At 45.0% G+C, this 22,654-nt stretch carries 19 protein-coding genes, 2 tRNA genes and 2 pseudogenes; 19 read left to right on the top strand and 4 right to left on the bottom strand.

All coding sequences use genetic code 11. The features are described from left to right. Positions 1 to 284 precede the first annotated feature (284 nt). The 13 genes from secG (at position 285) to ACED41_RS01150 (ending at position 13,293) form a co-directional block, all read left to right on the top strand. Positions 285 to 617 (top strand): preprotein translocase subunit SecG, encoded by a 333-nt coding sequence (secG, locus tag ACED41_RS01210; protein WP_017059392.1) that lies wholly within the window; start codon positions 285 to 287, stop codon positions 615 to 617. 16 nt (positions 618 to 633) lie between these two features. After that, positions 634 to 718, top strand: a tRNA-Leu gene (locus ACED41_RS01205). A gap of 53 nt (positions 719 to 771) precedes the next feature. Then, positions 772 to 848: transfer RNA gene (locus tag ACED41_RS01200), tRNA-Met, on the top strand. Between the two features lie 234 nt (positions 849 to 1,082). Continuing rightward, positions 1,083 to 1,538, top strand: coding sequence for a ribosome maturation factor RimP (gene rimP, locus ACED41_RS01195; RefSeq protein ID WP_004738265.1), 456 nt, complete (start codon positions 1,083 to 1,085; stop codon positions 1,536 to 1,538). A 35-nt stretch (positions 1,539 to 1,573) separates the two neighbouring features. After that, positions 1,574 to 3,061 carry a transcription termination factor NusA gene (nusA, locus tag ACED41_RS01190; protein ID WP_017059230.1) on the top strand — a complete coding sequence of 496 codons (1,488 nt, stop codon included), beginning with the start codon at positions 1,574 to 1,576 and terminating at the stop codon, positions 3,059 to 3,061. A 22-nt stretch (positions 3,062 to 3,083) separates the two neighbouring features. Continuing rightward, a complete protein-coding gene (gene infB / locus ACED41_RS01185) occupies positions 3,084 to 5,774 on the top strand; it encodes a translation initiation factor IF-2 (RefSeq protein ID WP_017059231.1) in 2,691 nt (896 codons plus the stop codon). Between the two features lie 134 nt (positions 5,775 to 5,908). Then, positions 5,909 to 6,322 carry a 30S ribosome-binding factor RbfA gene (gene rbfA, locus ACED41_RS01180; RefSeq protein WP_017065964.1) on the top strand — a complete coding sequence of 138 codons (414 nt, stop codon included), beginning with the start codon at positions 5,909 to 5,911 and terminating at the stop codon, positions 6,320 to 6,322. Next, entirely contained in the window at positions 6,322 to 7,275 is a 954-nt protein-coding gene (truB, locus tag ACED41_RS01175) for a tRNA pseudouridine(55) synthase TruB (RefSeq protein ID WP_017059233.1), read from the top strand. Before rbfA ends, truB begins: the two co-directional genes overlap by 1 nt. A gap of 213 nt (positions 7,276 to 7,488) precedes the next feature. After that, positions 7,489 to 7,758 carry a 30S ribosomal protein S15 gene (rpsO, locus tag ACED41_RS01170; protein ID WP_010436144.1) on the top strand — a complete coding sequence of 90 codons (270 nt, stop codon included), beginning with the start codon at positions 7,489 to 7,491 and terminating at the stop codon, positions 7,756 to 7,758. A 378-nt stretch (positions 7,759 to 8,136) separates the two neighbouring features. Beyond that, positions 8,137 to 10,257, top strand: a complete 2,121-nt coding sequence (gene pnp / locus ACED41_RS01165) for a polyribonucleotide nucleotidyltransferase (RefSeq protein WP_017059234.1) — start codon at positions 8,137 to 8,139, stop codon at positions 10,255 to 10,257. A gap of 124 nt (positions 10,258 to 10,381) precedes the next feature. Next, on the top strand, positions 10,382 to 11,305 hold the full coding sequence (gene nlpI, locus ACED41_RS01160) for a lipoprotein NlpI (RefSeq protein ID WP_017059235.1): 924 nt from the start codon (positions 10,382 to 10,384) through the stop codon (positions 11,303 to 11,305). 153 nt (positions 11,306 to 11,458) lie between these two features. Continuing rightward, a complete protein-coding gene (locus tag ACED41_RS01155; protein ID WP_017056675.1) occupies positions 11,459 to 11,866 on the top strand; it encodes a MarR family winged helix-turn-helix transcriptional regulator in 408 nt (135 codons plus the stop codon). 89 nt (positions 11,867 to 11,955) lie between these two features. Then, positions 11,956 to 13,293: an MATE family efflux transporter gene (locus ACED41_RS01150; protein WP_017065966.1), complete on the top strand. Its 1,338-nt coding sequence runs from the start codon at positions 11,956 to 11,958 to the stop codon at positions 13,291 to 13,293. Between the two features lie 85 nt (positions 13,294 to 13,378). Here ACED41_RS01150 and ACED41_RS01145 read toward each other — a convergent pair whose 3' ends face one another. The 4 genes and pseudogenes from ACED41_RS01145 to ACED41_RS01130 all read right to left on the bottom strand — a co-directional run bounded on the left by ACED41_RS01145 (position 13,379) and on the right by ACED41_RS01130 (position 17,497). Further along, positions 13,379 to 14,257: a U32 family peptidase gene (locus ACED41_RS01145; RefSeq protein ID WP_017059237.1), complete on the bottom strand. Its 879-nt coding sequence runs from the start codon at positions 14,255 to 14,257 to the stop codon at positions 13,379 to 13,381. An 18-nt stretch (positions 14,258 to 14,275) separates the two neighbouring features. Beyond that, positions 14,276 to 15,055, bottom strand: a pseudogene (locus ACED41_RS01140) (peptidase U32 family protein); the annotation flags it as partial. Further along, positions 15,054 to 15,098, bottom strand: a pseudogene (locus tag ACED41_RS01135) (hypothetical protein); the annotation flags it as partial. The pseudogenes ACED41_RS01135 and ACED41_RS01140, both read right to left, overlap by 2 nt. Before the next feature lie 359 nt (positions 15,099 to 15,457). After that, positions 15,458 to 17,497: a bifunctional diguanylate cyclase/phosphodiesterase gene (locus ACED41_RS01130; protein ID WP_017059239.1), complete on the bottom strand. Its 2,040-nt coding sequence runs from the start codon at positions 17,495 to 17,497 to the stop codon at positions 15,458 to 15,460. 258 nt (positions 17,498 to 17,755) lie between these two features. Between ACED41_RS01130 and ACED41_RS01125 the strand changes: the two genes are divergently transcribed. From ACED41_RS01125 to ACED41_RS01100, 6 genes are all read left to right on the top strand, one after another. Next, positions 17,756 to 18,283, top strand: coding sequence for an SCP2 domain-containing protein (locus tag ACED41_RS01125; RefSeq protein WP_029235120.1), 528 nt, complete (start codon positions 17,756 to 17,758; stop codon positions 18,281 to 18,283). After that, a complete protein-coding gene (locus ACED41_RS01120) occupies positions 18,267 to 18,770 on the top strand; it encodes a GNAT family N-acetyltransferase (RefSeq protein WP_371724350.1) in 504 nt (167 codons plus the stop codon). Before ACED41_RS01125 ends, ACED41_RS01120 begins: the two co-directional genes overlap by 17 nt. A gap of 198 nt (positions 18,771 to 18,968) precedes the next feature. After that, positions 18,969 to 19,367, top strand: coding sequence for a DNA polymerase III subunit psi (locus ACED41_RS01115; RefSeq protein ID WP_017063280.1), 399 nt, complete (start codon positions 18,969 to 18,971; stop codon positions 19,365 to 19,367). Then, entirely contained in the window at positions 19,360 to 19,815 is a 456-nt protein-coding gene (gene rimI / locus ACED41_RS01110; RefSeq protein WP_017063281.1) for a ribosomal protein S18-alanine N-acetyltransferase, read from the top strand. The genes ACED41_RS01115 and rimI overlap by 8 nt, the downstream gene beginning before the upstream one ends. A gap of 172 nt (positions 19,816 to 19,987) precedes the next feature. Continuing rightward, entirely contained in the window at positions 19,988 to 21,568 is a 1,581-nt protein-coding gene (prfC, locus tag ACED41_RS01105) for a peptide chain release factor 3 (protein ID WP_017063282.1), read from the top strand. A gap of 241 nt (positions 21,569 to 21,809) precedes the next feature. After that, positions 21,810 to 22,622: a TatD family hydrolase gene (locus ACED41_RS01100; protein ID WP_102319908.1), complete on the top strand. Its 813-nt coding sequence runs from the start codon at positions 21,810 to 21,812 to the stop codon at positions 22,620 to 22,622. Positions 22,623 to 22,654 lie beyond the last annotated feature (32 nt).

Here is a 22,654-nt window from a genome sequence, read left to right as displayed (position 1 = left end):
TACTTAGCTGGCGCAGCGAATAGCGCTTGTGATTAGAAGTGGTTGACTTATATCACGGTCAAAAGATATAACGGTCAAAAGAGACATAAATGAGTTTTGTGTCGCTTTTGACCTTTTTTTGACCATTCACTTGGTAAAGGCTTATTTTTTAGCAAATTCTCCTTGTCAGCCATCGTCGCATTCGCTAGTATTGCTCGGCCTTCAGTTAGGAGGTCGCTAGCCTTGTTCTTAAAAATAGTTTTTTGAACGGCGCTGGCTCAACAATTAGGAACATAGGTGGAAAAATGTTTACAGTTCTACTTGTGATTTACCTGTTGGCAGCGCTTGGTGTAATTGGCCTAGTGTTGATTCAACAAGGTAAAGGCGCAGATATGGGAGCCTCTTTCGGTGCTGGCGCTTCAAACACTGTGTTTGGTGCTGGTGGCTCAGGAAATTTCCTTACCCGAATGACTGCAATTTTTGCAACTACATTTTTTATCCTTAGCTTAGTGCTTGGTAATATGTCTACACATAAAACTGAGTCACAATGGATTGACCCGACCCAAGGTCAGGTGATTCAACAAGCTGATGATGCAGTGAGTGAAGTTCCGGCGCAAGGCGACGAAATTCCACAATAATCTGTAAAGATTTGATGCCGAGATGGTGAAATTGGTAGACACGCTAGCATGAGGTGCTAGTGCCTTAGGGTGTGAGGGTTCGAGTCCCTCTCTCGGCACCATGTTTACAAACTTGTAAAACATCTTGTTGGGCGTATAATGCTCTCAAGTCGGACGCGGGATGGAGCAGTTTGGTAGCTCGTCGGGCTCATAACCCGAAGGTCGTCGGTTCAAATCCGGCTCCCGCAACCAATTTCAATGCTATTATATAGCTTGTATTGGTAGCAAGTTTGCACAGTGTGAACCTCACTGTGAGTTAGGTGCGATATCGAATGTGATGGCACTTAACATATAAGGGTCCAGCAACAAAAACCCCGGCTTATACGGGGTTTTTTGTTATCTAAGCATTTGTAAATGTATTTAGATAATGTTTGCTTGGAATTTAAATTGGGCTTTGAGCCCTTTTTTTGTTTCTGGAGTGGTTAAATGACTGGTTTAGAAAGACAACTTACTGAAATGCTTGACGCTCCAGTAGCAGCATCAGGTTATGAGTTAGTTGGATTAGAATTTATTCGTGCTGGTGAGCACTCAACGCTACGTATTTACATCGATTCACCAAACGGTATCAATGTAGATGATTGCGCTGAAGTTAGCCACCAAGTAAGTGCCGTAATGGACGTTGAAGATCCAATTTCAGTGGCTTATAACCTTGAAGTGTCTTCACCAGGTTTAGAGAGACCACTGTTCAAAGCAGAGCATTACCAACAATTTATTGGTCACGAGGTAAGCATCGTTTTGAAAATGGCTGTCGGCAACCGTCGTAAATGGAAAGGTGATATCCAATCTATCGAAGGCGAGACAGTGAAAGTATTGGTTGAAGGACAAGAAGAAGAATTCGTCCTGAGCAATATTGCGAAAGCTAACCTGATCCCTAAATTTTAGTTCTCCTAGAGAGAAGAGCTTAAGAGGCTAGATTAATGAACAAAGAAATTTTGGCGGTAGTAGAAGCTGTTTCAAATGAGAAAGCAGTTCCTCGTGAGCGTATTTTTGAAGCGCTTGAAATCGCGCTTGCAACGGCAACAAAAAAGAAAAGCGAACTAGAAATTGAAGTTCGTGTTGAAATTGACCGTAAAACGGGTGATTTCGAAACTTTCCGTCGTTGGGAAGCTGTTGAGGAAGTTGAATTCCCAACAAAAGAAATCTCTATTGAAGCTGCAAAGTACGATGACCCAGAGATCGAACTTGGCGGTTTCATTGAAGATGATATCGAATCAGTAACGTTTGACCGTATTACGACTCAAACGGCTAAGCAAGTTATCGTACAGAAAGTACGTGAAGCTGAACGCGCTCAAATCGTTGAGCAGTTCATCGATAACGAAGGCGAGCTAGTAACTGGCGCAGTTAAGAAAGTTAACCGTGACACTATTATTCTAGACCTAGGTAACAACGCTGAAGCGGTAATCCTTCGTGATGACCAACTTCCTCGTGAAAACTTCCGTCCAGGTGACCGTGTTCGTGGTCTTCTTTACGCAGTTAAACCAGAAGCTCGTGGTTTCCAGCTTTTCGTTACTCGTTCGAAGCCAGAAATGCTAGCTGAACTATTCCGTGTTGAAGTGCCTGAGATTGGTGAAGAGCTAATTGAACTTAAAGGTGCTGCACGTGACGCTGGTTCTCGTGCTAAAATCGCTGTGAAAACAAACGACAAACGTATTGACCCAGTTGGTGCGTGTGTTGGTATGCGTGGCGCACGTGTACAAGCTGTTTCTAACGATCTTGGTGGTGAGCGTATTGATATCGTTCTTTGGGATGATAACCCGGCTCAATTCGTAATCAACGCAATGGCTCCTGCTGATGTTGCTTCAATCATCGTTGATGAAGACGCACACTCTATGGATATCGCTGTTGAAGCGGATAACCTAGCACAAGCGATTGGCCGTAGCGGTCAAAACGTACGTCTAGCGTCTCAACTTACTGGTTGGGAACTGAACGTAATGACTGTTGCTGATCTTGAGAAGAAGCACCAAGAAGAAGCAGTTGCTTCTATTGAAAACTTCATGAAGCACCTAGACATTGAAGAAGACTTTGCTCAAATGCTTGTTGAAGAAGGCTTCTCTACGCTTGAAGAAGTAGCATACGTTCCTGTGAACGAGCTTCTTGAAGTAGACGGTCTAGACGAAGGTATCGTTGAAGAACTACGTAACCGCGCAAAAGACGCACTGACTACTCTAGCGCTAGCGAAAGAAGAAACTTTCGACGGTGTTGAGCCTGCTGAAGACTTACTTGCACTTGAAGGTCTTGAGCGTGAAATGGCTTACAAGCTAGCAGCAAAAGGCGTTGCGACACTGGAAGACCTAGCTGACCAAGGCGTTGATGAACTAGAAGGCATCGAAGACCTAACTGCAGAGCGTGCAGGCGAGCTAATTATGGCTGCGCGTAACATCTGTTGGTTCGGCGACGAAGAATAATTCAGCAAGGAGAGAAAGCGGTATGACACAATTAACAGTTAAAGCACTGAGTGAAGAGATTGGTACGCCAGTTGACCGCTTAATTGAACAACTTGCTGATGCAGGCATGAAGAAAGCAGGGTCGGATCAAGTGACTGATTCAGAGAAGCAAACATTGCTAACGCACCTTAAAAAGGAGCACGGCGATACTTCAGGCGAAACAGAACCGACTCGTTTAACTCTTCAACGCAAGACCCGCAGCACGCTAAGTGTTGCCGCTGGAGGCGGTAAGAGTAAGGATGTTCAAGTAGAGGTACGTAAAAAGCGTACTTACGTGAAGCGCAGCACTATTGAAGATGAAGCGAAACGTGAAGCTGAGGAAGTAGCTAATCGTGAAGCGGAAGAGAAAGCACAACGCGATGCTGAAGAGCAAGCGAAACGTGATGCTGCAGAGAAAGCACAGCGCGAAGCTGAAGAAAAAGTAACACGTGAAGCGGATGCAAAACGTGAAGCTGAAGAGAAGGCTCAACGCGCACAAGCTGAAAAGGCTAAAAAAGACATGAATTCAAAAAATGCAGACGCTAACGCACAAGCGAAAAAAGAAGCGGATGAACTTAAAGCTCGTCAAGAGCTAGAAGCAACTCGTAAAGCAGAAGCTGAAGCAGCTAAGCTTGTTGAAGAAGCTCGTAAGTTAGCAGAAGAGAACCAAGAACGTTGGTCTGAAGAAGAGAAGAAGAAGAAAGAGCAAGAGAAATCTGCGGATTACCATGTGACTACTTCTACTTACGCTCGTGAAGCTGAAGATGCGGCAGATAAGAAAGATGAGAAAGCACCTCGTCGTCGCAAGAAGAAAGCAGCTCCTGCTAACCAACCTGCAAACAACCGTGGTGGTCGTAACCAGCGTGGTCGTGGCGGTAAAGGTAAGCTTGCTAAACCAACTTCAATGCAGCAAGGCTTCGATAAGTCAGCAACTGTTGCTAAATCTGACGTTGCTATCGGCGAAACTATCGTTGTTTCTGAACTGGCTAGCAAAATGTCAGTTAAAGCAACTGAAGTTATCAAAGTAATGATGAAGATGGGCGCTATGGCGACTATCAACCAAGTGATCGACCAAGAAACAGCACAACTTGTTGCTGAAGAAATGGGTCACAAGGTAATCCTACGTAAAGAAAACGAACTTGAAGAAGCAGTACTAGCTGACCGTGATAGCGATGCTATCGCTGAAGGTCGTGCTCCTGTTGTTACTATCATGGGTCACGTTGACCACGGTAAAACTTCAACACTTGATTACATTCGTAAAGCACACGTTGCTTCTGGCGAAGCTGGCGGTATCACGCAGCACATTGGTGCTTACCACGTAGATACTGACAACGGTATGATCACTTTCCTTGATACTCCTGGACACGCGGCGTTTACAGCTATGCGTGCTCGTGGTGCTCAAGCGACAGATATCGTTGTACTTGTAGTTGCAGCAGACGATGGCGTAATGCCACAAACAATCGAAGCAATCCAGCACGCGAAAGCGGCAGGCGTTCCTCTGATTGTTGCTGTGAACAAGATCGATAAAGAGGGTGCAAACCCAGACAACGTTAAGAATGAGCTAGCTCAATACGACGTTATCCCTGAAGAGTGGGGTGGTGAGAACATCTTCGTTCACATCTCTGCAAAACAGGGTACAAACATCGATGGTCTTCTAGAAGCAATCCTTCTTCAGTCTGAAGTTCTTGAACTTACAGCGGTTAAAGAAGGCATGGCGTCTGGTGTTGTTGTTGAATCTCGTCTTGATAAAGGTCGTGGTCCAGTTGCAACAGTACTAGTACAGTCTGGTACTCTAAACAAAGGCGATATCGTTCTTTGTGGTCAAGAGTACGGCCGTGTTCGTGCAATGCGTGATGAAAACGGTAAAGACATCGAAACTGCAGGTCCATCTATTCCTGTAGAAATTCTAGGTCTTTCTGGTGTTCCTTCGTCAGGCGATGAAGCGACTGTTGTACGTGATGAGCGTAAAGCACGTGAAGTTGCGAACTACCGTCAAGGTAAATTCCGTGATGTTAAACTAGCTCGCCAACAAAAAGCGAAACTAGAGAACATGTTCGCGAACATGACGGCTGGCGAAGTTGCTGAGCTTAACGTGGTACTTAAAGCTGACGTTCAAGGTTCTGTAGAAGCGATTGCTGACTCTCTACTGAAACTGTCAACTGACGAAGTTAAAGTGAACATCGTAGGTTCTGGTGTTGGTGGTATTACTGAAACTGATGCAACGCTTGCTGCAGCTTCTAACGCTATCATCCTTGGTTTCAACGTTCGTGCTGACGCAACTGCGCGTAACACGGTTCAGAACGAAAACCTAGATCTACGTTACTACTCAATCATTTACCAACTAATTGACGAAGTTAAACAGGCGATGGGCGGTATGCTTGCTCCTGAATTCCGTCAAGAGATCATTGGTCTTGCACAAGTTCGTGACGTATTTAAGTCGCCTAAACTTGGTGCAATCGCTGGTTGTATCGTGACTGAAGGTACGATTAAGCGTAGCAACCCAATCCGTGTACTTCGTGAAAACGTTGTTATCTACGAAGGTGAACTAGAGTCACTTCGTCGCTTTAAAGATGACGTTCAAGAAGTTAAGAACGGTTACGAGTGTGGTGTCGGCGTTAAGAACTACAACGACGTTCGCGTTGGTGACCAGATCGAAGTATTCGAAATCGTTGAGGTTAAACGTACTCTAGACTAATCAGTCTGTACGACTCGACATATTGACTAAGGTTACTAACATTACTAGTAAAGGTAATAAGTAATCGGTTGTTGAATACACCATGGGGGGCTGGTTATTACCAAGCCCCCCATCTTTCTAAGTGAGAAAAGAAAATGTCAAAAGAATTTAGCCGCACACAACGTGTGTCTCAGCAGCTTCAAAAAGAGCTTGCGCTTATCCTACAACGTGAAGTTCGTGACTCACGTATTGGTATGGTAACTATCTCAGACGTAGAAGTGTCTCGTGACCTTGCTTACGCAAAAGTGTTCGTGACTTTCCTATGTGTTGGTGAGCAAACACCGGAATCATGCCTTAAAGCTCTTAAAGAGCATGAAGTGCCAGTTCGTATGGCTCTTGGTAAGCGTATTCGCCACCGTCTAACGCCTGAAGTTCGTTTTACTTACGACAACACACTAGTAGAAGGCATGCGTATGTCTAACCTAGTAAGTGAAGTTCTGAACGACGACAAGCGTAAGCAAGAAGAAGCTGGCCGCACTGACGAAACTCAGTCTAAGGGCGAAGAGTAATGGCTCGCCGTCGTAAAGGTCGCCCTATCAACGGGGTAATTCTATTAGATAAGCCGACTGGTATTTCGTCTAATGATGCACTGCAAAAAGTAAAGCGTATTTACTTTGCAGAGAAGGCAGGGCACACCGGTGCTCTGGATCCTCTTGCGACTGGCATGCTGCCAATTTGTCTTGGTGAAGCGACGAAGTTCTCTCAGTTTCTTCTAGATTCTGATAAGCGCTACGTTGTTATCGCTAAGCTTGGTGAGCGTACCAATACCTCTGACTCTGATGGTGAAGTGGTAGAGACACGTGATGTTAACGTGACTCAAGAACAGCTTGAGCGTTGCATTGCGAGCTTCAAGGGTGAAACCGATCAGATACCATCAATGTTTTCGGCATTGAAGTATCAAGGTAAGCCTTTGTACGAATACGCACGTGCAGGTATTGAGGTTCCTCGTGAGTCTCGTAAGATCACTGTGTACTCTATTGAACTGCTTCGCTTTGAAGGTGATGAAGTTGAAATGGAAGTGCATTGTTCGAAAGGCACATACATCCGCACAATTACCGACGATCTTGGTGAGATGCTAGGTTGTGGTGCTCACGTGACCATGCTTCGTCGTACAGGTGTCGCGAAGTACCCATACGAGCGTATGGTGACTTTGGAGCAGTTAAACGAGATCTTAGAGCAAGCACAGGCGCAAGAAATTGCACCGAAAGAGCTGCTTGATCCACTGCTGATGCCAATGGACACTGCCGTTGAAGACTTACCAGAAGTAAACCTGAACGCGGAACTGACTGACCTAGTTCAGCACGGTATGCCAGTTCAGGTTGCTGGTGCGCCAACTGAAGGCACGGTTCGTATGACAAGTGGCGAAGAGAAGCTGTTTGTCGGCGTAGCTCAGATTGCTGAAGATGGCCGAGTTGCACCGAAGCGTTTGGTTGTTTTCAGAGATGAAGAGCCACAAGCGTAGCGCTTACATCGGATCTTAGCGCTGAGTCGTGAAAAGCGAGCAAATAAGATAGAAAGCGAACGCCTAATTTAGGTGGTTCGCTTTTTTCGTTTTTAATGGGTTCGATTGTTATTGCACCAACTGACAAACTTCCCTATAATCCTCGGCTCGCGTAGCGGCTGAATCAGAGATTGGCTGCTACAAATATAAACTTACTCTTATCAGGAGAGAATTATGTCTCTGAATGCAGAAACTAAAGCAGCAATCGTTGCAGAATACGCACAATCTGAAGGCGACACAGGTTCACCAGAAGTACAAGTAGCACTACTTACTGCTTCTATCAACCACCTACAAGGTCACTTCAAAGCGCACAAACACGATCACCACAGCCGTCGTGGTCTACTACGTATGGTTTCTAGCCGTCGTAAGCTTCTTGATTACTTGAAAGGCAAAAACCTTGCTCGTTACCAAGACCTAATCAAGCGTCTAGGCCTACGTCGCTAATAGCGATGTCTGCAAAGACAGTTTGAAGAAAAGGAGCATTTATGCTCCTTTTTTTGTGCCTGTAAGAAAATGCTAGGCTGGATGCTCAGAATATCATCTGGCTTTTTCTGATAGGAAATATATCTCCTAATAAAAATAGTTTATACTACGCCCGCCTATAGCGTTTTCAGCGTTTGGCAATCAACCTCTCAAGAGATTACAGTCACAGATGTCGGCCAATAGGTCGCGACTATTCAAAGGCGGATTTGGTCTTAATTCGGAGTATGAACACATACAAAGAGTCACCATCCTAAGTCCCTTTTCACTAGTCGCGATTGGTAATGTCTTGAGTCATTATTCACTTAATCTAAAGTCTGACTTTAGAGCTAAGGATATACAATGTTTGAAAAACCAGTTGTAAAATCGTTCCAGTACGGTAACCACACCGTTACTCTAGAAACGGGCGTAATTGCACGTCAAGCTACTGCTGCTGTAATGGCGACTATGGACGATACTTCAGTATTCGTTTCTGTTGTTGCTAAGAAAGAAGCAGTTGCAGGTCAAGACTTCTTCCCACTAACAGTAAACTACCAAGAGCGTACATACGCTGCGGGTAAAATCCCTGGTGGTTTCTTCAAGCGTGAAGGTCGTCCATCTGAAGGCGAAACACTAACAGCTCGTCTGATTGACCGTCCAATTCGTCCACTTTTCCCAAGTGCGTTTAAAAACGAAGTTCAAGTTATCGCTACGGTTGTTTCTATCAACCCTGACGTAAACCCAGACATGATCACTATGATCGCAACATCTGCTGCGCTTGCTATCTCTGGTGCTCCATTCAATGGTCCTATCGGTGCTGCACGTGTTGGTCACATCGACGGCGAACTTGTTCTTAACCCATCAAATACTGAGCTTGAAAACTCTAAACTAGACCTAGTTGTGTCTGGTACAGAAGGCGCAGTACTTATGGTTGAATCTGAAGCAGATAACCTATCTGAAGAAGAAATGCTTTCAGCTGTTGTTTACGGTCACGACCAACAACAAGTTGTAATCAAAGCAATCAACGAGTTTGCTGCTGAAGTTGCAACTCCATCTTGGAACTGGGAAGCACCAGCAGTTAACACTGAGCTTAAAGCTCAAGTTGCTGAACTTGCTGAAACTCGTCTATCTGACGCGTACCAGATCACTGAGAAAATGGCTCGTTACGAGCAAGTTGGCGTAATCAAGAACGACGTTGTTGAAGCTCTAATTGCACAAGACGAAAACCTAGATGAGCGCGAAATCCGCGGCATGCTTGGTTCTCTAGAGAAAAACGTAGTACGTAGCCGCATCATCGCTGGCAACCCACGTATCGATGGCCGTGAAAAAGACATGGTTCGTGCGCTAGACGTACGTACTGGTGTTCTTCCACGTACACACGGTTCTTCTCTATTCACTCGTGGTGAAACTCAAGCACTTGTTACTGCAACGCTTGGCACACAACGTGATGCTCAAATCATCGACAGCCTGATGGGTGAGAAGAAAGACAACTTCCTTCTACACTACAACTTCCCTCCATACTGTGTAGGTGAAACTGGTTTCGTTGGTTCTCCTAAGCGTCGTGAAATTGGTCACGGTAAGCTTGCTAAACGTGGTATCCAAGCAGTAATGCCTTCTGTTGAAGAATTCCCATACACAGTTCGTGTTGTATCGGAAATCACAGAATCTAACGGTTCTTCTTCAATGGCTTCTGTATGTGGTACATCTCTAGCTCTTATGGATGCTGGTGTTCCAATCAAAGCTTCTGTTGCGGGTATCGCAATGGGTCTTGTTAAAGAAGGCGACGATTTCGTTGTTCTTTCTGACATCCTTGGCGACGAAGATCACCTAGGTGACATGGACTTTAAAGTAGCAGGTACTAACGCTGGTATCACTGCACTTCAAATGGACATCAAGATCGAAGGTATCACTAAAGAGATCATGCAAATTGCACTTAACCAAGCGCAAGGTGCACGTAAGCACATCCTTTCTGTAATGGATGAAGCTATCTCTGGTGCTCGTGAAGATATCTCTGAATTCGCTCCACGTATCCACACAATGAAAATCAGCTCTGATAAGATCAAAGATGTTATCGGTAAAGGCGGCGCAGTTATCCGTGCTCTTTGTGAAGAAACTGGTACTACAATCGAAATCGAAGACGATGGCACAATCAAGATTGCTGCTACTGAAGGCGCAGCTGCTAAAGAAGCTATCCGTCGTATCGAAGAGATCACAGCTGAAGTTGAAGTTGGCCGCATTTACCAAGGTAAAGTTGCTCGTCTAGCTGACTTCGGTGCATTCGTTACTATCCTTCCAGGTAAAGATGGTCTAGTACACATCTCTCAAATCGCTGACAAGCGCGTTGAGAAAGTGTCTGACTACCTAACTGAAGGTCAAGAAGTTCCTGTTAAGGTTCTTGAAATTGACCGTCAAGGCCGTGTACGTCTAAGCATGAAAGAAGCAGTTGAAACGCCAGCTGAAGGCGAAGCACCTGCTGCTGAGTAATTCTCAGTGTGTCGATGGTGATATCGCTTTTTAGTGATTTCTAACCTATCGTCAACAAAGCATGTTATAAAGGGGAGCATATCGCTCCCCTTTTTTATTGCGGTCATAACAGGAGTAATTATTTGTGAAATGGTTTCAAACCGCGAGTATGTGTTTACTGCTTGTACTAACAGGTTGTGCGACAACATCAGATAACACCTCAAGTTGGGTTTATCCACCGATGGCTGTGCCACTGCAACCAAGCGTTCAGCAAGAAGTTCAAATTGCACGTCTTAGTCAGTTATTACAGCGCCCAGATTTGAACGATGAAGTTCGAGCTAAGATGCTGTTTGAACGTGGTAACTACTACGACAGTGTTGGCCTGCGTGATCTCGCGCGTCTCGACTTCAACCAATCTCTTTCATTGAACCCTGCTCAACCTGATATCTTCAATCTTTTGGGTGTTTATTTTACGCAGGTAGGGGAGTTTGATGCGGCTTATGAATCTTTTGATTCTACGTTAGAGCTTGATCCTGCAAACTCTTACGCAGAAAGGAACCGCTCTATCGCGCTTTACTATGGCGAGCGTTACGACTTAGCCAATGAAGAGATGATGAAGCACTATGCCGACGATCCTAGCGATCCGTTTCGCGCTCTGTGGTTGTACATCATTCAGCATGAGCTGACGCCAGAGCAGGCTAAGCTTGATTTGCAAAAACGTTACGAGAGCCGTGATGAGCAGTGGGGTTGGGTATTAGTCGCGATTATGCTTGATGACATTACTGAAGAGCAGGCTTTCAAGGCGATCTTAACCGGTACTCGTGACAACACGTTACTTGCGCAGCGTCTAACAGAGACGTACTTCTACCTTGCTAAGCGTTACCATATGAATGGTGATTACGCGAATGCTATCTCTTTGTACAAGTTAGCGGTTTCTTTTAACGTGTATGAATACGTAGAACATCGTTACTCTTTCTTAGAGTTAAGCCGTATCTTCACCACACTTAAAGCTGAGCACTTAGCGCAAGTTAAGCTGGCTGAGGCCGAAGAAGAAGCTAACGCTAAGTAAGCAACACATTTTGATTCCGAAAAGCCGCTGCCTGTCAGCGGTTTTTTTATGCTCCTTTTTTATGATCTTCATCTCGTTTTGATTGCTTTTTATTTAAACAACACTAAAATAGTTAGTCTTGCTAACTAAATGCCATTCTTTGATTAGGTGAGTATGCTGAACCAGAATTTAGAAAAGATTGAGCGCTTCGCCTCTAAGATATGGCGCACTCAGGTAAATGAAGATCCTATTTGCCAATTGAGCTTCAATGAATATGACTATTTGAAGGTCATTCAAGCCTCTCCTGAACCGATCCGATTGACAGATCTGGCGATTGAAATGCAAGTAACCAAGCCTTCAGCAACTACTATGGTTCAAAGGTTAGAGAGAAAAGGTCTCGTTGAGCGTAAAGCTTCGCTCGAAGATGCGAGGTCTAAGTTGGTCGTACTGACCAGCAAAGCGGAAGTCGGCTTGGAAGAAGAAAGTAAGATCTATCAGGTCATGGCACAGATACTGGAAAGCCGTTTGTCTGAGCAAGAATCTCAGCAGTTAAACCTATTATTAAATAAAGCTTTAAAGTAAATAATTTAGATATTTAGTTAGCCTTGTTAACTAATTTTTCGAGTCATATCTTGTTGATATGCGACTCACAAATGAAAGTAGAGTAAGAAATGAGTAACTCAATTAGTCGTCAATTTTGGCGATACACAATCCCTACCGTGGCGGCCATGTTGGTTAATGGCCTGTACCAAGTGGTGGATGGCATCTTCATTGGCCGCTATGTGGGGGCTGATGGACTTGCAGGTATCAATGTTGCGTGGCCTGTGATTGGTTCGATTCTTGGTATTGGTATGTTGGTGGGTGTGGGCACAGGTGCGCTTGTCTCGATTCGCCAAGGTGAAAAAGATACTCAAGGCGCTAAGCAGATCTTAGCAACGGGCTTAACCTTGTTGTTAGCGATAACGCCTATTGTCTCTGCATTGCTGTTCTTGTTTGCTGATAACTTCTTGCTTTGGCAGGGCGCTGAAGGGCGAGTGTATGAACTTGGTCTGCAGTACTTACACATTCTGATTGGTGCTAGTGTCTTCACGCTAGGTTCGATCGCGATGCCGTTTCTACTGCGTAACGATGACAGTCCGAACTTAGCGACGATACTGATGATCGTTGGTGCGGTGATTAATATCGTGCTCGATTACCTGTTTATCGCTCTCTATGGCTGGGAGTTGATGGGTGCAGCATTAGCAACAGCGATTGCCCAGTTTGTAGTAACGGCTCTCGGCTTGGCTTACTTCTTCTCGCGTCGAGCAAACCTACGTTTACGTTGGAATGAGTTGAGATTGAAGCTGGATGTGATTCCACAAATCTTCGCCATTGGTACATCAAGCTTCTTTATGTACGCTTATGGTTCGATGATGGTGGCGTTGCACAATGCGTTGTTCTCTCAATATGGCGACCAGTTGATGATCGGTGCTTACGCGATTTTGGGCTACATCGTGACGGTTTATTATCTCACGGCTGAAGGTATCGCCAACGGCATGCAACCATTGGTGAGCTACAACCATGGTGCGCGTAACCAAGCAAACATCCGCAAGCTACTTAAGATTGCGATGATGAGTTCGGTATTGATTGGTGTGGCGTTCGTGCTGCTTCTCAATGCGTTCCCACGTGAGTTTGTATCAGTATTTAACTCAGACGAACCTCAGTTGGTTGAGTACACCGTGTTGGGTATTCGCCTTCACATGTTTGCACTGGCGCTGGATGGCTTCTTGGTAGTCGCAGCTGCTTACTATCAAGCGGTGAACAAGGGCAGCAAGGCGATGTTTGTGACTATAGGTAATATGCTTATCCAACTACCGTTCTTGTACATTATGCCTAAGTTGTATGGTGTGCCGGGGATCTGGATTGCGTACCCACTGTCTAACATCGCACTAAGTGTGGTGGTGATGGTAATGCTCTACAAAGACTTAAAGAAGCTCGATGCCTCACCGATGGAAACAGCGACGGCATAGGCCGTGTTTCTTAAGTCGCATTAAAAAGGTCTAGCGAACGCTAGACCTTTTTTGTATCTGTTGCTGGTTAGTCCAATGCGAGGAACTAGATGTTCTTAACGTCTAAACCTGCAAGCTGATGCCAGTAACCATTACATTGGCGGCTTTCAATCTTCATCGGTTTTTGACCTTGCTCGTTCGCTCTGAAGTTATTGATTTCAGAGAAGGTATCGATACCGAGAGGGCTTAAACGAACCACATCAACCAGGTCGTGCATGTTCGGTAAATCATTGACTAGGTTGTAGCAGTAGCCTGATTGCGTCTGAATACCGTTAAGGTTGAAGACTGATTGGCCTTCTTGGCTTTCTACTTGTAGCCCTGTTGGGTACTTGATACAGCAGGTTTCGCAATCGTCTTTAGCTTTGTTTTCAGCGCGAGCGGTAAAGCAGCGTGCTGAGTAAGCAAGCGGCAGGTAGCCGTGGCTAAACACTTCAACTTCGAACTTGTTACGAATATTTAGCTCTTCGCACTGGGTCATTACGTTGCTTAGCCATTCGCGAGAAAGCTCAACCGGCATACACCAACGCGTCATGCCTTGTTTCAAGAATAGGTTCAGGGTGCGTGCGTTGTAGGTGTTTACTGCCGGGCCAACCACGAAAGGTACTTTGCTTTCGCTGGCCAGTTGAATTGCAGACACATCATTGGCTTCGATCGCAAAGTCACCGTTATCGATGTACTTCTTCATGATGTTGACTTCGCTTGGTGCTTCGAGCAATGCCATGGTCGAGAGGACAACTTGCTTACCTGAAGCAGACAGCTCTTTAGCAATGTCCATCCAGTGTTTCGCTTTCATCTCACGACGCTTTGAACACACCGCTTCACCTAGGTAGATGATATCGGCAGAGCTTGATTTCGCTTGCTCATAGAAGCTTTCAACGTCTTGTTTTGGCCAAAAATAAAGTAGAGGGCCTAATGCGTATTTCATTGAGTTCTCCATTTGGCTCTATTGCCATTTACGGTGATAAGCGCCAAGCGTGGTTTGTGTACCTTCAGATACATTCGCCAGTGTCGCATTCCAAGCTTGTTCCACTTGGTATTGTTCTGGGTTCGCTAAGTAGCGATCGATAGCTGCGCGCCAAGTGCGAGTGACTTGTTCAACATAAGCCGGGCTGCGTTGGCGACCTTCAATCTTCACTGAGGCAACGTTTGCCGCGAAAAGCTCAGGCAACATGGATAGCGTGTTGAGGCTGGTGGGCTCTTCAAGTGCGTGATAGCGCTTACGTTCACCATCGATCTCGGCTTCAAAGCGGCCTTTACACAGCGTTGGGTAACCTGCGTTCTCACCTGCTTCATACTTATCGATAAGGATTTCGTTCAAGCGAGACTCGAGGCCAGTTTCTGTTTCTTGCCAGCGAACGTATTTTGCGGGAGAACAAGCACCAACGGTATTTGGTGATTCGCCTGTCATGTATGAAGAGAGGTAGCAACGGCCTTCTGCCATGATGCACAAGCTACCAAAAGCGAATACTTCAAGGTCAACGTCAGAAGTGATGTTACGAGAAAGCTGTTTGACCTGATGAATCGACAACACACGCGGTAGTACGACACGCTTAACGTTGAAGTTTTTATGGTAGAAGTCGATAGCCGCCGCATTGGTCGCAGATGCTTGCACTGATAGGTGCAGTTCGAGATCTGGATACTTATTTGCTGCGTACTCAAGCACCGCGATGTCTGCGATGATCAGCGCATCAACACCCAGAGCAGCGGCGTTGTCTACGGCATTAGTCCAACGGTCGAAGCCATTTGGGTGAGCAAACGTATTTAGGGCAACATGAATTTTCTTGTTGTGGTCATGCACATACTGCACAGCACGATCGAGCTTTTTACCCGCAAAGTTTAGGCCTGCAAAGTGTCGGGCATTGGTATCGTCTTTGAATCCGATATAGACAGCATCCGCACCACAATCAATAGCGGTTTTCAAAGCAGGTAAGTTACCCGCTGGGCATAAGAGTTCCATTTGCTCACTACCAGTAGAATTAAGTTGAAGCGAGCATTTTATGAAGAATTGTGAATGACGGAATTGATGTAAGGCAGGTTTAGATGGATAAATCTGCTTTTACTCCGTTTGAGGTACTGACGAGTGACCGTTTTACATGTTGGCTTGGTTTAAATATGAGGTACTTGATTAGTTCTTATGACGGCGGTTTTGGGCAAACAACTCTTCGACATCTTGTTTTGGTTGCGGACGGTAGAAGTGGAAGCCTTGAATCGAACTACAGTTGAGGTTCGATAATAGAGTCGCTTGCTCACTGGTTTCGACACCTTCAGCAACCACGGTCAAATCGAGAGATTTACCTAGGTTGATGATGTTTTCAATTACGGTGATTTGCTTTGGTAGGGTATCGATATCAGAGATGAAAGCACGGTCTATCTTAAGCTCATCAATTGGGAAGCGAGCAAGGTAAGACAGTGAAGAGTAACCTGTACCAAAATCATCAATGGAGAGAGCAAAGCCAAGTTTCTTGATGGCGTTAAGCATTTGGAGTGTGTGTTCACTATCACTCATCACCGCACTTTCCGTTAGCTCGAACGTAATCGCACTTGGATCAAGCTCGGTCGAACGCAGTAGCTTTTCCATGTAATCAATCAGTTTCGGGTTACCAAACTGTTCTGGTGAAAGGTTGATAGCCACTCGACCTGGAAGGATACCTTGCATCTTCCAGCGCTTAACCGTAGCAAATACTTCACGCATTACCACTCGGCCAAGTTGTTCAATAAGCCCTGCTCGTTCCGCCACAGGAATGAACGCGGCCGGACTGATATAACCTTCGACAGGATGCTTCCAACGTACCAGAGCTTCAGCGCCGTTGATGGTGAAATCACGGGCATTCACTTTCGGTTGATACCAAACCTCAAGTCCATTTTGTTGCAGTGCTTTTTGGAGCTCTATCTCAAGCCACAGTCGCATACGCGCTTCTTTATTCATCTGTTCGTTGAACTTGATCAGACGATTACGACCACGATCTTTCGCTTCATACATTGCTGTGTCTGCATTTTGCAGCAAGATACGAGCATCAGTACCATCTTGAGGAAAGCTCACACTACCAATAGAGCAGGCTAAGCGCTTGCTAAAGTGGTGAAGATCGAAGGGTTGATTGATCAGGGAAATGATCTTTTCAGCGAGCATTTCAGGTGTTCGCTGATGTTCAGGTTCTGGCAAGATAATACCAAACTCATCCCCGCCTAAATGTCCAATCACGGCCTTACGAGGCAGTAAGCGTTTAAGACGCGAAGCGACCTCTTTAATCACCTTGTCACCGATGTGATGACCAAGTGAGTCATTGATATTTTTAAAGTTATCAATGTCTAAGTAGAGCATCACCACCGGCGTATCGTTGTGAATGAACTGCTCAAGACGCTTAGTAAACCCAACTCGATTGTAGAGTTTGGTCAGTGCATCTATGTAGGCATCTTCACTGTTTGCTGGTGTGTATTGTTTTGCGGTTTCTTGTGCGTCTTGAATAAGCACCAGCTGAGTGTTGCTTCCAAGAACGGTGGTGGAGTCGATGTTGAGCTGGACCTTACGTTCAAAGCCGCATCGCGCACCCGTTAAGCAAACCAAACCAGACTCAGAAATAATAGAGCTGAGGTTATTATTGAAGACTGTTTTGGTTTGTTCATCGATAAATAGGCGTCCCAGCTGTTCGCCAATTAACTCTGTGGTTGAGTTAAAGCCAAGCAGGCGCGCTGCCGCTGGGTTGGATGACAAGATATAGTCACTTTCAACGAGCAGTAATCCGTCAGGGAGTAGTTGAGATAGTTTGTGGAATTTGGCTTCGGATTCTTCTAAAGAACGGACAAGTACTTGGTTTTCTGATGTGTCGAAGGCGTGAAAGACGATGTAGTCGGTTTTGTTGCCATTGGTAAGCGGAGATAGGCTGAAATGAAGGCTGGTATCGAGGTCTGTTTCGTTGAGGGTGACTTCGGCCTCAATCGTTTCGCCACTGAATGCACGCTCATAGTAAGGCTTGAGATGTTGGTAGAACTGTTCGCCCAATGTTTGGCGATCATTCATGCCTGCAAGCTCTGTTTGACTCAAACCAGCAATATCGCAGTAACGCTCATTCACCATAAAATAGTTATGTTGAGCATCAAGTACTGCAAAAAAGAACGGACTATTTGCAGTTAGCTGGGTAAACCAATGTTGTAGTTGTTGGGGAGGCATCAAAGTACTACCAATTCTCCAAGAGCTTGAATATTCACTATCGATAAATATTTATTACTTTTTGTGTGGCTATCGATATTTACCTGTGAGTGCAGCGATCCGCTGTAATTCTCATTACCTGAGTTACTATAACTGTGATTTTCAGGATATTAAAGGTCGAGTATCAAACAGAAGTTAATTTGATACATAACAGTAACTGAGATCTCAACATCATCTATGATGCATTCCATATTATTGACAAAGTTACGGATAAGTCACGTGATAAACAAGATTCGCACTCAACTAGTTCAAAATGCCGCATCAATTTTGCGATCTCCAGTCCAGTTATTGCCTAAAACAGTACAAAAAAGAGCCTTATTGGAGGCGCTTAAGAATGTATTCAAGGAAGCTTTAGAGGACGGTGACTTTGAGTTTTTAGAAGACAAATGGCTGAAAGTCTCAATAAAAGACATGGGGTTAAGTTGGTGTATTAGCTACAAAAATGAGCAACTGGTTGTAGCTGATAAAGAGGTGGTTGAAGATGTAAGCTTTAGCGGCAATCTTAACGATCTTGTGTTGATTGCGGGGCGTAAAGAAGACCCAGATACGCTTTTCTTCCAACGTAGACTGTCTATTGAAGGCGATACCGAGCTCGGTTTAGAAGTTAAAAACTTGATGGATAGCGTAGATTTGGACTTATTGCCGACTCCTATGAAAACTTTGTTAAATCAATTAGCTGATTTTGTGCAGAAGGGAGTACAATCCCCAGATACACAAAGTGAGGTAATGAATGCTTATTCGAACTGAAGCACCGGCAGATATACTTGTCATTGATCGTTTATTGAAATCTGTTTTTGAAACAGATGCAGAAGCTAACTTGGTTATGAGCTTGCGTGAGAATAGCCATTTAACGCTATCGCTGGTGGCTTGTTCTGATGAAGGCGAGGTGGTTGGTCACCTGATGTTTAGCCCTATCACTCTTGATGGCGACGATCATAACTGGCAAGGGCTTGTGCCTCTCGCTGTGAAAGAAGAGTTCCGCAACCAAGGCATTGCCAAATCTCTAGTTGAAGATGCGTTTTCCACTTTGGTTGATTTTGGTTACCCAGCTTGCGTTGTGTTGGGTGACCCTGCTTATTACAGCCGCTTTGGTTTCAAGGCTGCGAGCGAGTTTGGCCTGAGTTGTGTTTGGGATGTGCCTGAAGGTGCTTTCCAAGCGATTGAATTGGTAAACGGTGCGTTTGCTGGACATGCTGGTGAGATTGCTTACAGCCCCGAGTTCAACGACTTATAAGCTGATTTATCACGCAACAAGATACAAACTGATTTAGTCTAAATAAAGGAGCTTGATGCTCCTTTATTTTTTGTTAGTATCAGCCCTGCTCTAATAAGCGCTCTTTCAATAGAGGCAGCTTTCACAAAACTAGTTCTAACAAACTTCTGGTTTCAATAAACTTTGGCTCCAATAAACTTAAGGTTACTACCGCTAGATATGTCACAAACACACGCGCAATACCTACATGAGATGGGCATTAGCCAATGGGAACTAAGTCACCCAGAGCGTTTAGCAGGTTATGAATCTGAATTGACTCCGCTCTCGAGCGATTGCAAGTTACTGTTGGTTTCGCCTGAAAAACCTCAGGAAGATCTCGCCGTGATGTTTGAGCGAGTACTCAAAAGTATCAAGCTCGACTTATCTCAGGCTTTACACCTTCAACCGCAACACTTGTCTACTGTGGATTTAGGTTCGGTTGAGTGGATATGGTTTGCTGGTTGTGAGTCGGCTCAAGAGCTGAAGGCTAAAACACTTCAATCGCCATTACTGTCTGACATTAACGGTAACAACCAACACCGCCGCGACTTATGGCAACAAATTTGTGCTTATGACTAATCAATTTTTACCGACTTCACAACAACACCTAGACGCCATTTGGAAGATAGAGCAGGCCGCGCATTCTCACCCTTGGTCTGAAAATATGATCCGAGATCTTGATAGCCGAGGCGCTTGTCATCATGTCCTTGAAGTTGATGGACAAGTGGTGGGCTATTTCTTCGCGCAAAACATCGTTGGCGAAGTCACATTGCTTAATATCGCGGTAGACCCAAGCCAGCAAGGCAAAGGGTATGGAAAAGCGTTAACGGAACATTTCCTTGATATGTGTGAGCAAGCTGACGCGGAAAGTGCTTGGCTAGAAGTTCGCGAAAGTAATGTGAACGCGTTTAATCTTTACGAAAAGGCAGGCTTCAACGAAGTTGATCGCCGTCGTAATTACTATCCAACTAAACAAGGCAACGAAGATGCCATCATTATGAGCTATCTTTTTATGTCTTTTAGCTAGTCATGTTACGTCTTTTCGCTAACTAGATAGCTAATCACAAAATTAGCCAAAAAATAGGGTGTAAACTGACCCTTTAGAAAGTGATACGCTTTCTGTATAATCCGCACACAGAATTCAAGGGCAAGTATTATCTACTTGCCCTTTTTACGCTTTAGATCAGCAAAGGGCGACTATGTCTTTCCAACAAGAAGTGAGCAAACGTAGAACGTTTGCGATTATCTCTCACCCGGATGCGGGTAAAACCACGATTACTGAAAAAGTTCTTTTATTCGGAAACGCGATTCAAAAAGCGGGTACCGTAAAAGGCCGTGGCTCTAACCAGCACGCTAAATCTGACTGGATGGAGATGGAAAAAGAACGTGGTATCTCGGTAACTACGTCGGTAATGCAATTCCCATACAATGATTGCCTAGTAAACCTACTAGATACTCCAGGACACGAAGATTTCTCGGAAGATACGTACCGTACGCTAACAGCGGTTGATTCATGTTTGATGGTTATCGATGCTGCGAAAGGTGTCGAGGATCGTACTCGTAAACTAATGGAAGTAACACGTCTGCGTGATACGCCAATCGTAACGTTTATGAACAAACTTGACCGTGACGTTCGTGACCCAATGGAAGTGCTTGATGAAGTAGAGAGCGAGCTAGGTATGGCTTGTGCTCCAATCTCATGGCCAATTGGTTGCGGTAAAGAGTTTAAAGGTGTTTACCACATTCACCGTGATGAAACGATCTTGTATGAATCTGGCCACGGCCACGAGATCCAAGAAGTTCGTATCATCAAAGGTCTAGATAACCCTGAGCTAGATGAAGCAGTAGGTGCTGATCTTGCGGAAAGCGTACGTGAAGAGCTAGAGCTTGTTATCGGTGCTTGTCCTGAGTTTGATCATGAACTGTTCCTAGCGGGTGAACTAACGCCGGTTTACTTCGGTACTGCATTGGGTAACTTTGGTGTTGACCACATGCTTGATGGTCTAACGAAGTGGGCTCCTGCACCTCAAACGCGCCAAGCGAATGAGCGTGATGTAGAAGCGACAGAAGAGAAATTCTCTGGTTTCGTGTTTAAGATCCAAGCAAACATGGATCCAAAACACCGTGACCGTATCGCATTCATGCGTATCGTATCAGGTACTTACGACCAAGGCATGAAGATGAACCATGTTCGTACTGGTAAGAACGTAAGTATTTCGGATGCGGTAACCTTCATGGCGGGCGACCGTGCGCGTGCTGAAAAAGCATACGCTGGTGACATTATTGGTCTGCATAACCATGGCACAATCCAGATTGGCGATACCTTTACTCAAGGTGAGAGCCTTAAGTTCGCTGGTATTCCTAACTTCGCACCTGAGCTATTCCGTCGTATTCGCCTACGCGATCCACTTAAGCAGAAGCAACTTCTAAAAGGCTTAGTTCAGCTTTCTGAAGAGGGCGCAGTACAAGTATTCCGTCCTATGCAGAACAACGATCTGATCGTTGGTGCGGTTGGTGTACTTCAGTTCGACGTGGTTGTAGCGCGCTTGAAAGCGGAATACAACGTAGAAGCTATCTACGAAGGTGTTAACGTTGCAACAGCTCGCTGGGTTGAGTGTGACGACGCTAAGAAACTGGAAGAGTTCAAACGTAAGAACCAATCTAACCTAGCGCTAGATGGCGGTGACAACCTGTCTTACATCGCACCAACTATGGTGAACTTGAACCTAGCTTCTGAACGTTTCCCTGAAGTTCAATTCCGAGCGACGCGCGAGCACTAATTTCTCCGCGATCTATTAGAGTTAAACAAAAACGTCTATTGTTCTGCAATAGGCGTTTTTTAATGCGTTTTATTTGAGGTTTAAAGGCTGAGGTTAGAGGCAGTTATGTTGGGTTGGATAAAAACTTGGGTTAAAAGATATGATAAGTGGTGTGAAGAGCTTGGGCTAACGCCTGAAAACAAGCGCAGTTGTGTTGCTTATCGTCGTGATCCTCAAGGGAAACAAATGGAGAGTAGGGAAAATGACACAGCAAATAAGTGACTTTCCGCTGTTTGATACTCATTGCCACGCGGATTTTGAGGCGTTTGAGCAAGGTTTTACACCTGATCAAACTATTGATGGCTATCTTAAAGAAGCGAAACAAGCGCAAGTCGAGAAGTTAATCATCCCTTCTATCGGCCAACGTAACTGGAGGAAGCTCGATGAAATCGCTCAATCTCACCCCAATATTTACTATGCATTAGGCTTCCATCCTTACTTTTTAGAACCGGCCAATGACGAACAATTTTCGGAACTTCGCCAATTACTCGCTTCAAAAAACAGCCAATGTGTCGCGATAGGTGAGTGCGGGCTCGACTTTTTTGTGGACGTTGAACGAGAGAAACAAGAGCGCTTTTTCATCCAACAAATGGAGCTTGCGAAGGAGTTTGACCTGCCTTTAATCATCCATGAGAGGAAGTCTTACAACCGACTTATCGAGCTAATAAAGCAGCATAAGTTCACCTTAGGTGGTGTGATTCACGGTTTTTCTGGGAGTGAACAGCAAGCTTTGGCGTGGATCAAGCTCGGTTTCTATATTGGCGTCGGTGGAACGATAACTTACCCAAGAGCGCAAAAAACACGCACAACCATCGCAAAATTGCCCCTTGAATGTCTGGTATTGGAAACGGATGCTCCGGACATGCCCATGTATGGAAACCAAGGAAATGTTAATCATTCCAAATATTTAGTTACGATCTTAAATGAACTTTTTTTGCTTAGAAAAGAGCCAAAGCAATCGATTGCAGCGCAAATTTGGCAAAATAGCCATCGCGCATTCGGTATATGTGAATAAAATCGAAGGTTTTTGTTTATCGTTTGCGTAAA

The organism is Vibrio sp. 1F255, from assembly GCF_041439145.1.
In the GTDB taxonomy this organism is placed as follows: Bacteria; Pseudomonadota; Gammaproteobacteria; order Enterobacterales; family Vibrionaceae; genus Vibrio; species Vibrio crassostreae_C.
The sequence above is the reverse complement of the archived record's forward strand: the minus strand, read 5'-3'. Positions and strand labels throughout refer to the sequence as shown.